Raw genomic sequence first — 11834 nt, forward strand, 5'->3', positions numbered from 1 at the left:
GTCCTGCTGCCCGTCATCACCAGCAGCACCGCCCGGCCCGCCGCCGGGTTCATCCCGCCGCCGCGCCGGCCCCCGCTCCCCCGCCTCGCGCGCCCCGCCCTCGCCCGCACCCTGCTCACCACCGCCGAGCGGCACGGCGCCCGGCTGACCGTGCTGGCCGTCGGCGCCTGGCTGGACGAGCACCCCGAGATGGCCCGCCGGATCCTGGACGGCGGACACGACCTCGGCAACCACACCCAGCGCCACCTGTCCGTCAACACCCTGTCCGAGCCCGACGCCCGCGCGGAGATCACCCACTGCGCGGACCGCCTCAGGCGCCTCACCGGCTCGATCGGCACCTGGTTCCGCCCCTCGCGCGCCCCCACCGCCGCCCCGCTGGTGGAGCGCCTGGCCCGCGCCGCCGGATACCCGCACGTGCTGTCGTACGACGTCGACTCCCTCGACTACACCCGGCCCGGCGCCCCGGCCGTCACCCGCACCGTGCTGGCGGCGGTCCGCAACGGATCCGTCGTGAGCCTGCACTTCGGCTACCCGGACACCGCCGCCGCCCTGCCCGACCTCCTCACCGAACTCGACCGCCGCGGCCTGCACGCGGTCACCACCACGGAGCTGCTGAGCTGATGCACGCCATGTCCCCCTCCCGCATCACCCGCGCCCTTCTCGCCGGTGCCGCCTGCGCCGCGCTCGCCGTGCTGCCCGCCTGCAGCGGTGGCTCCGGGCACCACGCCGACGAAGCCCTCGGCAGCAAGGCCCCCGCCCAGCCGCAGCGGCCGAAGCGGCAGAACGCCGACGCGCTGCCCGGCATGCCGCCCGTCCTGGACCCCAAGGACGTCTACGCCGCCGACCGCCCGGGCCGGCTCTCCGCCGCCGTCAAGGACTTCCCCTCCCGCGTCTACGTCCCCAACACCAACTCCGACACGGTCACCGTCATCGACCCCCGGACCTACAAGATCCTGGAGACGATCCCCGTGGGCCGCCAGCCCCAGCACGTCGTGCCGTCCTGGGACCTGAAGACCCTGTGGGTCAACAACGACCTCGGCAACTCGCTCACCCCGATCGACCCGAGGACCGGCAAGGCGGGCAAGCCCGTCGCCGTGCACGACCCGTACAACCTGTACTTCACCCCCGACGGCAAGTACGCCGTCGTGATGGCCTCCAAGGACCGTCAGCTCGTCTTCCGCGACGCGCACACCATGAAGGTGGCCAAGGCGGTACCGGTCGGCTGCGCCGGCGTCAACCACGCCGACTTCTCCCCGGACGGCCGCTACTTCATCGTCTCCTGCGAGTTCAGCGGCGAACTGCTCAAGGTCGACACGGCGAAGATGAAGGTCATCGGGCAGCAGAAGCTGGCCGTGCGCGGCGCCATGCCGCAGGACGTGAAACTCTCGCCCGACGGCACGCGGTTCTACATCGCCGACATGGTGGCCGACGGGGTGTGGATCCTGGACGGCAGGACGTTCGGCAAGCCGACGTTCCTGCACACCGGCAAGGGCGCCCACGGCCTCTACGTCAGCCGCGACTCGCGCGAGATGTACATCTCCAACCGCGGCGAGGGCACCGTCTCCGTCTTCGACTTCACCACCGGCAAGCTGACCAAGAAGTGGCGCCTGCCCCAGGGCGGCAGCCCCGACATGGGCGGCGTCTCCGCCGACGGCAAGGTGCTGTGGCTGTCCGGGCGCTACCACTCCGAGGTGTACGCCATCGACACCCGCACCGGCAGGCAGCTCGCCCGCATCAAGGTCGGCAGCGGCCCGCACGGCCTCGCGGTCTACCCGCAGCCGGGCCGGTACTCCCTCGGCCACACCGGCGTCTTCCGCTGACACGGGACACCTGACACCGACACGGAACACCTGACTCCTGACTCCTGGCGCCCGGCGCCCGGCGCGTGACACCGGCCGCCGGACGCCTGGCACAGGACGGGCCGCGCCCGCCGGCGGCGACAACCCTCGCCCGGGACACGCCTCCGCACGGGTGACGGTCCTCGCCGCGCCGCCGCCGTTCCGCGATCGTGCTGCGCATGACCATCACTCGTCTGCGGCGGCGCGCGGCCGCCGCCGCGCTGTCCCTTGCGGCCGTCCTCGCCACCACGGCCGCCACCGCGCCCACCACCACGGCCGCCGGCGGGCACCCGGCCGCAGCGCCCGCCAAGGCCGCGGCCGCCCCGGCCTGCCCCCAGTTCGACGACAGGATCAAGGCCGCGGCCGACCGGCGCGTCGACGTCACCCGGATCACCCCGGACCCGGCCTGGCGCACCACCTGCGGCACCCTGTGGCGCAACGACAACCGCGACCCGGCGGCCATCTTCGACGAGGGCTTCTTCCCCCGCGACGTGCTCGGCGGCCAGTACGACATCGAGCAGTACGTCCTGGTCAACCAGCCCTCGCCGTACGTCTCGACGACGTACGACCACGACCTGTACAAGACCTGGAAGTCGAAGTTCAACTACTACATCGACGCCCCGGGCGGCATCGACGTCAACAAGACGATCGGTGACCCCCACAAAGGGGCCGACCAGGTCGAGGTCGCCTCCCCCGGCGGCACCGCCCGCCAGTACATCGTCGGCGCCTGCCCCGTCGACAGGGCGACGAAGACGGAGATCCTGAGCGAGTGCCGCAGCAACCCGCACTACCGGCCGTGGCACTGGGCGGCGCTTGAGTCTCCACCCGCTGGAGGGTTCAGACTCGCCGATGTGACCGACGACAGCACAGCACTCCTCACCATCGGCGAGCTGGCCCGGGCCACCGGGCTGGCCGTGCGGACCATCCGCTACTGGTCGGACGAGGGCGCCCTGCCCCCGGTGGCCCGTTCCGCGGGCGGCTACCGCCTGTACGACGCCGCGTCCGTGGCCCGCCTGGAGCTGATCCGTACCCTGCGCGAGCTGGGCCTGGGCCTGGACGACGTGCGTCGGGTGCTGGCGGGGGAGCGGACCGTCGCGCAGGTCGCGGCGGCGCACGTGGCGGCGCTGGACGCGCAGATCCGGTCCCTGAAGGTGACCCGCGCGGTGCTGTCGACGGTCGCGCGACGTGGATCGAGCGCGGAGGAGACGGCTCTGATGAACAAACTGGCACGGCTGTCGACGGCCGAGCGGCAGCGGATCGTGGACGACTTCGTGGAGGAGATCTTCCACGGGTTGGACACGGCGGACCCCTGGATCCGGGAGCGGACCCGCTCGCTCGGCGCCGACCTGCCGGACGACCCCACCCCGGAGCAGGTCGACGCCTGGGTGGAGCTGGCGGAACTGCTGCAGGACCCGGACTTCCGGGCCGCGATGCGCAAGATGATCGAGTTCAACGCCGCCGACCGCGCCCCCGGCAGCCCGGCCGGCTCCTCGATGTGGTTCCTCCGCCGGCTCGTCGACCTGGTCGGCGCCGCCCGGGACCGGGGCGTGGCGCCCACCGACCCCGAGGCGGACGCGGTGCTGACCGAACTGCTCGGCGCGGACACCGACCGGGCGGCCGTCCTGCGCCGCATCGACCTGGGCAACGAGGTCGCCCGCTACCGGGAGTTGACGGCCGTGATCAAGGGCGAGCAGGAGCCGCCGGCGTACCGGGAGGAGTTCGCCTGGGTGGTCGCCGCACTGAAGGCGTGGCCGGGCCGTTAATCTGACCTGCGTCAGTACGACGGTACGACAGCACGACAGACCAGACGCGACGCAAAAGGGGCGGACCGGTGGCGGACATCGAGGAAGCACGCAAGCAGTTCCAGCGGATCGACGCGGACGGTGACGGATACATCACCGCCGCCGAGTTCAAGTCCGCCCTGGCCCAGGGAGGCGACTGGAACGTCACCGAGACGGTCGCGGAGGCCCTCATCAAGCAGCGGGACCTGGACGGCGACAAGCTCCTGTCCTTCGACGAGTTCTGGACCTACCTGAACAAGTGACCCGTGTGCGAGGGGCGCCCGGCGAGCCGCGCCGGGCGCCCCTCGGCATGCGGGGCGGCCGCCGGCACCGTCCCCCGAGCGGGGGACGCGCGGAATAGCCGACGCCGCGCCGGGGTTGGAGGTGACCTGCACCAGCCGTACAGGCACACCGGTAGCGACCTCACCAGAGCGAGGCGAGCAGAGATGAAGATCGGCATCATCGGCGCGGGCAACATCGGCGGCAACCTCACACGGCGGCTCACCGCCCTCGGACACGACGTGTCCGTGGCGAACTCGCGCGGTCCCGAGACGCTCAGGGCACTGGCCGAGGAGACGGGCGCGACCGCCGTGCGCGCCGAGGACGCGGCACGCGGCGCGGAGATCGTCGTGGTCACCGTCCCCCTGAAGGCCGTCCCGGACCTGCCCTCCGACCTCTTGGCGGAGGCCGCCGAGGGCGTGGCCGTGATCGACACCGGGAACTACTACCCTCAGCGCGACGGCCGGATCGCGGCCATCGAGGACGAGGGCCTCACCGAGAGCCGCTGGACCGAGCGGCACCTCGGCCACCCCGTGATCAAGGCGTTCAACGGCACCTACGCCCAGGACATCCTGGATCGCCACCGCCCGGCCGGCGACCCGGAGCGCATCGCGCTCCCCGTAGCGGGCGACGACGCGGCGGCCAAGGCGAAGGTCCGCGCCCTGATCGAGCAGCTCGGCTTCGACACCGTGGACTCCGGCGGCATCGACGACTCCTGGCGCCAGCAGCCCGGCACCCCGGTCTACGGGCTGCGGGCCGGCGCCGAGGCCGTCACCAAGGCCCTGGCCGAGGCCTCGCCGCAGCGCCCGGCGGACTTCCGGGCCTGAGCAACGTCCGGGCGGCCCGGAGAGCCGCGGCGCCCGTCACACGCCCTTGGCCCACTCCCGCAGCGCGTCCTTGTCGGCGAAGTTCGCCACGTTCTTGTCCACCGGATCGTCGGTGTACTGGTGGAAGCGCCACTTGGCCTTGATGCGGGGGTGGCCGGCGGTGACGTAGTCGGCGATCCACAGGCCGTCGCCGGCGTAGGAGGTGGTGTCGACGGTCAGCCAGAAATGCCGGTTGGTGTAGAGGACCACCCGGTTGTGCGGCCGCAGTTCCTTCAGCTTGCGGATGAAGCGGTCCTTCTCCGCGTTGGAGGCGTGGGTGCCCTCGCCGGTGCTCTCCCAGTCGACGGCCAGGACGTCACCGGCCTTCTCCGGGGTGTGGGAGACGAAGTACTCGGCCTGGGCGGTGATGTTGCCCGGCCACAGGAAGTGGTAGAAGCCGACGACGAGACCCGCGTCGCGGCCGTGCTTGGTCTGGGCGCTCAGCTTGGAGTTGACGTAGGAACGGCCCTCCGTCGCCTTGATGAAGACGAAGGACAGGCCGTGCGTGTCGTACGTGGCGGACTGATAGGCGCTCACGTCGATGCCGTGCAGCATGGGAACTCCCTCAGGATGCCGTGGGGGGAGGAGTCGTCGGTTGAGTTCTGCCCCGTCACCCCGGCGGCCGATCCTCCGCAGCGGTCGAACATCAGCTCAGCACCACCCACGGACGACCGGCGGCGCCCCCACGGCCCCAGGGGTCCCGCCGTCATGCCCTCAGCACTCGATGATGTTCACTGCGAGGCCGCCGCGCGCCGTCTCCTTGTACTTCACCGACATGTCCGCGCCGGTGTCCTTCATCGTCTTGATGACCTTGTCGAGGGAGACCATGTGGGAGCCGTCGCCGCGCAGGGCCATGCGGGCGGCCGTGACCGCCTTGACTGCGGCCATGCCGTTGCGCTCGATGCACGGGATCTGCACCAGGCCGCCCACCGGGTCGCAGGTCAGGCCGAGGTTGTGCTCCATGCCGATCTCGGCGGCGTTCTCCACCTGCTCCGGCGTGCCGCCCATCACCTCGGCGAGCGCGCCCGCCGCCATCGAGCAGGCGGAGCCGACCTCGCCCTGGCAGCCGACCTCGGCGCCGGAGATGGAGGCGTTCTCCTTGAACAGCATGCCGATGGCGCCGGCGGCGAGCAGGAAGCGGACCACGCCGTCCTCGTCCGCGCCGGGGACGAAGTTGATGTAGTAGTGCAGGACGGCGGGGATGATGCCGGCCGCGCCGTTGGTGGGGGCGGTCACCACCCGGCCGCCGGCCGCGTTCTCCTCGTTGACCGCCATCGCGTAGAGCGTGATCCACTCCATGGCGCGGGACGCGGCGTCGCCCTCGGCGCGCAGCTGGCGGGCGGTGACGGCGGCGCGGCGGCGGACCTTCAGCCCGCCCGGCAGGATGCCCTCGCGGGTCATGCCGCGCTGGACGCACTCGCGCATCACCCGCCAGATCTCCAGCAGGCCGGCGCGGATCTCCTCCTCGGTGCGCCAGGCCCGCTCGTTCTCCAGCATCAGGGAGGAGATCGACAGGCCCGTCTCCTTCGTCAGGCGCAGCAGCTCGTCGCCCGTGCGGAAGGGGTACTTCAGAACCGTGTCGTCCAGCTTGATCCGGTCCGCACCGACCGCGTCCTCGTCCACGACGAAGCCGCCGCCCACCGAGTAGTACGTCTTGGTCAGCACCTCGGCGCCCGCCGCGTCGTACGCCCACAGGGTCATGCCGTTGGCGTGGTACGGGAGCGCCTTGCGGCGGTGCAGCACCAGGTCGTCGTCGAAGGAGAACGCGATCTCGTGCTCGCCGAGCAGGTGCAGGCGCCCGGAGGACTTGATCTTCTCCACCCGCTCGTCGGCCGTCTCCACGTCGACGGTGCGCGGGGAGGCGCCCTCCAGGCCGAGCAGCACCGCCTTGGGGGTGCCGTGGCCATGCCCGGTGGCGCCGAGCGAGCCGTACAGCTCGCAGCGCACCGAGGCGACCGAGCCCAGCAGGTCCTCGTTGCGCAGGCGGCGGGCGAACATGCGTGCGGCACGCATCGGGCCGACCGTGTGGGAGCTGGACGGGCCGATGCCGATCGAGAACAGGTCGAAGACCGAGATGGCCACGGTCACTCCTCAAGACAGCAGGACGGGGGATGCGGGGCACCCGGGATCCTCCGGGTGCCCCACGGGGACTTACTTGTTCAGACCCGGGTACAACGGGTGCTTGTCGGCGAGCGCCTTCACCCGGGCCTTCAGGGCCTCGGCGTCGTAGGACGGCTTCAGCGCCTCGGCGATCACGTCCGCGACCTCGGTGAAGTCCTCGGCCGTGAAGCCGCGGGTGGCCAGGGCGGGCGTGCCGATCCGCAGGCCGGAGGTCACCATCGGGGGCCGCGGGTCGTTCGGGACCGCGTTGCGGTTGACGGTGATGCCGACCTCGTGCAGGCGGTCCTCGGCCTGCTGCCCGTCCAGCTCGGACTCGCGCAGGTCCACCAGGATCAGGTGCACGTCCGTGCCGCCGGACAGGACGTTCACCCCGGCCGCGCGGGCGTCCGGTGCCGTCAGGCGCTCGGCGAGGATCCTCGCGCCCTCCACTGTACGGCGCTGGCGCTCCTTGAACTCCTCGGAGGCGGCGACCTTGAAGGACACCGCCTTCGCCGCGATCACGTGCTCCAGGGGACCGCCCTGGAAGCCGGGGAAGACGGAGGAGTTCAGCTTCTTCGCGAACTCCTTGCTGCGGGCCAGGATGATGCCGCCGCGCGGGCCGCCGAGGGTCTTGTGCGTGGTGGAGGTCACCACGTCGGCGTGCGGCACCGGGTTGGGGTGCAGACCCGCCGCGACCAGGCCCGCGAAGTGCGCCATGTCGACCCACAGGTAGGCCCCGACCTCGTCGGCGATCCGGCGGAAGGCGGCGAAGTCCAGCTGCCGCGGGTACGCCGACCAGCCGGCGATGATCACCTTCGGGCGGTGCTCCTTGGCGAGCCGCTCGACCTCGGCCATGTCGACCAGGCCGGTGGCGGCGTCCACGTGGTAGGCGACCACGTGGAACTGCTTGCCGGAGAAGTTCAGCCGCATGCCGTGGGTGAGGTGGCCGCCGTGCGCGAGGTCCAGGCCGAGGACGGTGTCCCCGGGCTGGGCCAGCGCGAACAGCGCCGCCTGGTTGGCGGAGGCCCCGGAGTGCGGCTGCACGTTGGCGTACTCGGCGCCGAACAGCTCCTTCACCCGGTCGATGGCGATCTGCTCGGCGACGTCGACGTGCTCGCAGCCGCCGTAGTAGCGGCGGCCCGGGTAGCCCTCGGCGTACTTGTTGGTGAGGACCGAGCCCTGGGCCTCCATCACCGCGAGCGGCGCGAAGTTCTCCGAGGCGATCATCTCCAGCGTGGACTGCTGGCGGAGCAGCTCGGCGTCGACGGCGGCGGCGATCTCCGGGTCCAGCTCGTGCAGCGGCGTGTTCATGGCAGTCATACGGGGATCGCTCCTCAGCCGGCGTTCTGGGCCGTGTACTCGTCGGCGGAGAGCAGGTCGGCCGGCTCCTCGGTGACGCGCACCTTGAACAGCCAGCCGCCCTCGAAGGGCGCGGAGTTCACCAGGGACGGGTCGTTGACGACGTCCTCGTTGATCTCGGTGACCTCACCGGTGACCGGCGAGTACAGGTCGGAGACGGACTTGGTCGACTCCAGCTCGCCGCAGGTCTCGCCCGCGGTCACCGTGGAGCCGACCTCGGGGAGCTGGGCGTAGACCACATCGCCGAGCGCGTTCGCCGCGAACTCGGTGATGCCGACCGTCGAGACGCCGTTGTCGTCGGCGGCCGACAGCCACTCGTGCTCCTTGCTGTAGCGCAGCTGCTGGGGGTTGCTCATGGCTTGAATTCTCCTGTACCGGCGTGAGTGCTGATGACGGGGGGACTGCTGATGCCGCTGATGAGCAGCGAGGACGTGCACGGGGTCACGCGGTGACCCGCGCCCGGTGTCGGTGCGCCGCTACTTCTGCCGCTTGTAGAACGGCAGCGCCACGACCTGGTACGGCTCGTGGCTGCCGCGGATGTCCACGCCGACGCCCGGCGTGCCCGGGGCGGCGTGCGCGGCGTCGACGTACGCCATGGCGATCGGCTTGCCCAGGGGGGGGGAGGGCGCGCCGGAGGTGACCTCGCCGATCACCTCGCCGCCGGCGACCACCGCGTACCCCGCGCGCGGGACACGGCGGCCCTCGGCGACCAGGCCGACCAGGACGCGCGGCGGGTTCTGCTCGGCGCGCCCGGCGGCGGCCAGCAGCGCCTCGCGCCCGACGAAGTCGCCGTCCTTGTCGAACTTGACCACCCGGCCGAGCCCCGCGTCGAACGGGGTCAGGTCGGTGGTCAGCTCGTGCCCGTACAGCGGCATGCCGGCCTCCAGGCGCAGCGTGTCGCGGCAGGACAGCCCGCACGGGACCAGCCCGGCGCCCTCGCCGGCCTTGGTCAGCGCCTGCCACAGCTCCACCGCGTGCTCGGGCTTCACGAACAGCTCGAAGCCGTCCTCGCCGGTGTAGCCGGTGCGGGCGATCAGGGCCGGGACGCCGGCGACGGTGCCGGGCAGGCCGGCGTAGTACTTCAGGCCGTCGAGGTCGGCGTCGGTCAGGGACTTCAGGATGCCGGGGGACTCGGGGCCCTGGACGGCGATCAGGGCGTAGGCGTCCCGGTCGTCGCGGACCTCGGCGTCGAAGCCGGCCGCCCGCTCGGTGAGCGCGTCCAGCACCACCTGGGCGTTGGAGGCGTTGGCGACCACCAAGTACTCGGTCTCGGCCAGCCGGTAGACGATCAGGTCGTCCAGGATGCCGCCGTCGGCCCGGCAGATCATGGTGTAGCGGGCGCGGCCGACGCCGACGGAGGCGATGTTGCCGACCAGGGCGTAGTTCAGCAGGGCGGCGGCCTGCGGGCCGGTGACGGTGATCTCACCCATGTGGGACAGGTCGAACAGGCCGGCCCTGGTCCGCACGGCCAGGTGCTCGTCGCGCTCGGAGCCGTAGCGCAGCGGCATGTCCCAGCCGGCGAAGTCGGTCATCGTCGCACCGAGCGCACGGTGCACCGCGTCGAGCGCGGTACGGCGGAGCGGGTGGGGTGCGGAACTGGTCATCGAGGCTGTCTCCCAGGCGGTGCGGGTCCCCGCGCGCGAGCGACGCCGGGCGCGGGGGAGGGCGAGGACGGAACGGATCTCACGGTCCTCCCCATCTGTCATCGGAACCTGAGAGGTTCGCCATGACCGCCGTCGGGCGGACGTCACGGCTTGCACCTTGGGTGGAGCCACTGCGGCAGCGGCCCGCTTTTCAGATGTGCCTCGCCCGCGCGGTAACGGGGCCTGAGAGATTCAAGGGAGGGACTTGCTCCTTCGGCGCCCCGGACACACGTGCGGCTGACGTGCTGCCGGGGACTCTCCCGCGCGGATTCAAGCGGCCGGTATGCAGTTGGCGCGCACATCATCGCACGGCCGGCCGCGTACCGACAGCGCCCCCTCTGTGACCGGGCTGTGGCAGAACGTGCACGGAAACGCGAGACAGCGTCCATTACCTTCTCTTTACACTCGAAGGGCAGGTGAACCTCACCGCCCAGGGGAGGGACGATGACGGTGAACAGGACCGTGCCGGCGTACGTGACCAACCGGGCCCTCGCCCTGCCGGCGGCCCTCGGACTCCCGGCCCGCCGGCCCGGCACGCGCCCCGCGCCCGTCGTGCGCGACCTGCGCGAGCGGGCCGGCCGCGGCCCCCGCGCGCTGCTCTTCGGACCCCGCGACCTGGTGGTGGTCACCGGCCTGCCCGGCAGCGGCAAGTCCACCCTGATGCGCCGCACGGTGCGCGGCCTGATGATCGACTCGCAGGACACCCGCGAGCGCTGGGACGCCCGCCTGGCCCGCCACCTGCCGTACGCCGTCTACCGCCCCTTGGTCCGCCTCGCCCACTACGCCGCCCTGCGCCGCGCCCTGCGCACCGGCGAGGGAGCCGTCGTCCACGACTGCGGCACCCAGGCGTGGGTCCGCGCCTGGCTGGGGCGCGCCGCCCGCCGCCGCGGCGGCACGCTGCACCTGATCCTGCTGGACGTCAGCCCCGAGGACGCCCTGGCCGGCCAGCGCCGGCGCGGACGCGGCGTCTCGGCCTACGCGTTCGGCCGCCACCGCCGGGCCGCCGCCCGCCTGCTGCGCGCGGTGACGGCGGGCGGACCGCCCGCCGGCTGCGGCTCGGCGATCGTCCTGGACCGCCGGGCCGCCGACGCACTGCGGCGGATCGGGTTCACCGGCCGGGCCCGTCGCATCACCCGATAGCCTTTCGATCACAGCAGTGGTTCCCAGCAGGCGGTGGAGATGGACTTCCCGGAACTCCCGGACTTCCCGGCACAGGCACACCCGCACCCGCACGGCGGCTGGCCCGGCAACGAGCTGGAGGAAGTGCTGTCCGCGTCCCTGGGCGTCCCGGCGGCCGCCGGGCGGATCGTCGAGGTGCTCGCGCGCAGCTTCCTGTGGGTGCCGCTGCCCAGCGGCGGCGGCCCCGACAGCGGCCCGCTCGCCCTGCCCACGCTGGAGACCGACGGCCAGGCCTCCGTGCCCGTCTTCAGCTCCGAGGAGCAGTCCCGCCACGTCGCCGGCTCCCACATGCCCTGCGCCGTCGCCCCCGCCGTGGAGTTCGCCCGCGGACTGCCCCCGCAGGTCGGCATCATGGTCACCCCCGAGGGCGTGGTCGGCATCCCGCTGCCCCCGCCGGCCGTGGCCGAACTGTGCCGGGCGGGCCGCACCGAGCTGGACGGCCCCGCGAGCGGCGGCCGGGTCCGCCTCTTCGAACCCGACTGGCAGGTCGACCCGGTGGACTTCCGCGCCGCCGCCGGCGCCGAGTTCGACGGCATCGGCGGGGTCCGCCCCGCCCGCCGCTGCCTGGCCGCCGTCGAGACGGCCGACCCGCAGCTGTTCATAGGCGTCGAGCTGTCCCAGTGGGACGGCGACCTGCGCGCCCGCCCCCTGGACGCCCTCGGCCGCGCCCTGGCCAGGGTCCCGGTCGCCTGGCCGGTCAACCTCGTCCTGCTGGACGTCACCGACGACCCGGTCGCCACCTGGATGAGGGACACCGTCCGGCCGTTCTACCAGTACGGCCACTGACAG

The 11834-nt window shown here is 72.4% G+C and carries 12 protein-coding genes, 1 pseudogene and 2 riboswitches; of the genes and pseudogenes, 8 read left to right on the plus strand and 5 right to left on the minus strand.

The window, feature by feature from the left end:
* The 6 genes and pseudogenes from GV126_RS22735 to GV126_RS22760 all read left to right on the plus strand — a co-directional run.
* Positions 1-621, plus strand: a 621-nt coding sequence (locus GV126_RS22735; RefSeq protein ID WP_236570075.1) for a polysaccharide deacetylase family protein, incomplete at its 5' end; no start/stop codon positions are given.
* Between the two features lie 8 nt (positions 622-629).
* Positions 630-1820: a YncE family protein gene (locus tag GV126_RS22740; RefSeq protein ID WP_159674018.1), complete on the plus strand. Its 1191-nt coding sequence runs from the start codon at positions 630-632 to the stop codon at positions 1818-1820.
* A 197-nt stretch (positions 1821-2017) separates the two neighbouring features.
* Positions 2018-2641: pseudogene (locus GV126_RS22745) on the plus strand (ADP-ribosyltransferase); the annotation flags it as partial.
* Positions 2642-2689: 48 nt separating this feature from the next.
* Positions 2690-3601, plus strand: a complete 912-nt coding sequence (locus GV126_RS22750) for a helix-turn-helix domain-containing protein (protein WP_159674020.1) — start codon at positions 2690-2692, stop codon at positions 3599-3601.
* 68 nt (positions 3602-3669) lie between these two features.
* The gene (locus tag GV126_RS22755) at positions 3670-3882 is read left to right on the plus strand and encodes an EF-hand domain-containing protein (RefSeq protein WP_028425111.1); all 213 of its coding nucleotides are present in this window, start codon (positions 3670-3672) and stop codon (positions 3880-3882) included.
* Between the two features lie 126 nt (positions 3883-4008).
* The gene (locus GV126_RS22760) at positions 4009-4725 is read left to right on the plus strand and encodes an NADPH-dependent F420 reductase (RefSeq protein ID WP_268977500.1); all 717 of its coding nucleotides are present in this window, start codon (positions 4009-4011) and stop codon (positions 4723-4725) included.
* Positions 4726-4761: 36 nt separating this feature from the next.
* On the opposite strand, the gene GV126_RS22765 is transcribed toward GV126_RS22760, so the two are convergent.
* The 5 genes from GV126_RS22765 to gcvT form a co-directional block, all read right to left on the minus strand.
* On the minus strand, positions 4762-5319 hold the full coding sequence (locus tag GV126_RS22765) for a GH25 family lysozyme (RefSeq protein ID WP_159669858.1): 558 nt from the start codon (positions 5317-5319) through the stop codon (positions 4762-4764).
* Positions 5320-5478: 159 nt separating this feature from the next.
* Entirely contained in the window at positions 5479-6846 is a 1368-nt protein-coding gene (locus GV126_RS22770) for an L-serine ammonia-lyase (protein ID WP_159669861.1), read from the minus strand.
* Between the two features lie 69 nt (positions 6847-6915).
* Positions 6916-8184 carry a serine hydroxymethyltransferase gene (gene glyA / locus GV126_RS22775; protein WP_159669864.1) on the minus strand — a complete coding sequence of 423 codons (1269 nt, stop codon included), beginning with the start codon at positions 8182-8184 and terminating at the stop codon, positions 6916-6918.
* A 14-nt stretch (positions 8185-8198) separates the two neighbouring features.
* The gene (gcvH, locus tag GV126_RS22780) at positions 8199-8579 is read right to left on the minus strand and encodes a glycine cleavage system protein GcvH (protein ID WP_028425116.1); all 381 of its coding nucleotides are present in this window, start codon (positions 8577-8579) and stop codon (positions 8199-8201) included.
* Between the two features lie 120 nt (positions 8580-8699).
* Complete coding sequence (gene gcvT, locus GV126_RS22785) at positions 8700-9827, minus strand: glycine cleavage system aminomethyltransferase GcvT (protein ID WP_159669867.1); 1128 nt, start codon at positions 9825-9827, stop codon at positions 8700-8702.
* A gap of 85 nt (positions 9828-9912) precedes the next feature.
* A riboswitch (glycine riboswitch) is annotated at positions 9913-10027 on the minus strand.
* Positions 10028-10139, minus strand: a riboswitch (glycine riboswitch).
* Between the two features lie 171 nt (positions 10140-10310).
* On the opposite strand from gcvT, the gene GV126_RS22790 reads away from it, so the two are divergent.
* Both GV126_RS22790 and GV126_RS22795 read left to right on the plus strand, forming a co-directional pair.
* A complete protein-coding gene (locus GV126_RS22790) occupies positions 10311-11006 on the plus strand; it encodes an AAA family ATPase (protein WP_159669870.1) in 696 nt (231 codons plus the stop codon).
* A 39-nt stretch (positions 11007-11045) separates the two neighbouring features.
* Positions 11046-11831: an enhanced serine sensitivity protein SseB gene (locus tag GV126_RS22795; protein WP_159669873.1), complete on the plus strand. Its 786-nt coding sequence runs from the start codon at positions 11046-11048 to the stop codon at positions 11829-11831.
* Positions 11832-11834 lie beyond the last annotated feature (3 nt).

It is taken from the genome of Streptomyces mexicanus, from assembly GCF_902506575.1.
Classification (GTDB): Bacteria; Actinomycetota; Actinomycetes; order Streptomycetales; family Streptomycetaceae; genus Streptomyces; species Streptomyces mexicanus.

Bases quoted from the DNA above. Each gene is read 5' to 3' on its own strand.
- GV126_RS22740 (WP_159674018.1), top strand. From the start codon at position 630: ATGTCCCCCTCCCGCATCACCCGCGCCCTTCTCGCCGGTGCCGCCTGC.
- GV126_RS22765 (WP_159669858.1), bottom strand. From the start codon at position 5,319: ATGCTGCACGGCATCGACGTGAGCGCCTATCAGTCCGCCACGTACGAC.
- glyA (WP_159669864.1), bottom strand. From the start codon at position 8,184: ATGACTGCCATGAACACGCCGCTGCACGAGCTGGACCCGGAGATCGCC.
- gcvH (WP_028425116.1), bottom strand. From the start codon at position 8,579: ATGAGCAACCCCCAGCAGCTGCGCTACAGCAAGGAGCACGAGTGGCTG.
- gcvT (WP_159669867.1), bottom strand. From the start codon at position 9,827: ATGACCAGTTCCGCACCCCACCCGCTCCGCCGTACCGCGCTCGACGCG.
- GV126_RS22790 (WP_159669870.1), top strand. From the start codon at position 10,311: ATGACGGTGAACAGGACCGTGCCGGCGTACGTGACCAACCGGGCCCTC.
- GV126_RS22795 (WP_159669873.1), top strand. From the start codon at position 11,046: ATGGACTTCCCGGAACTCCCGGACTTCCCGGCACAGGCACACCCGCAC.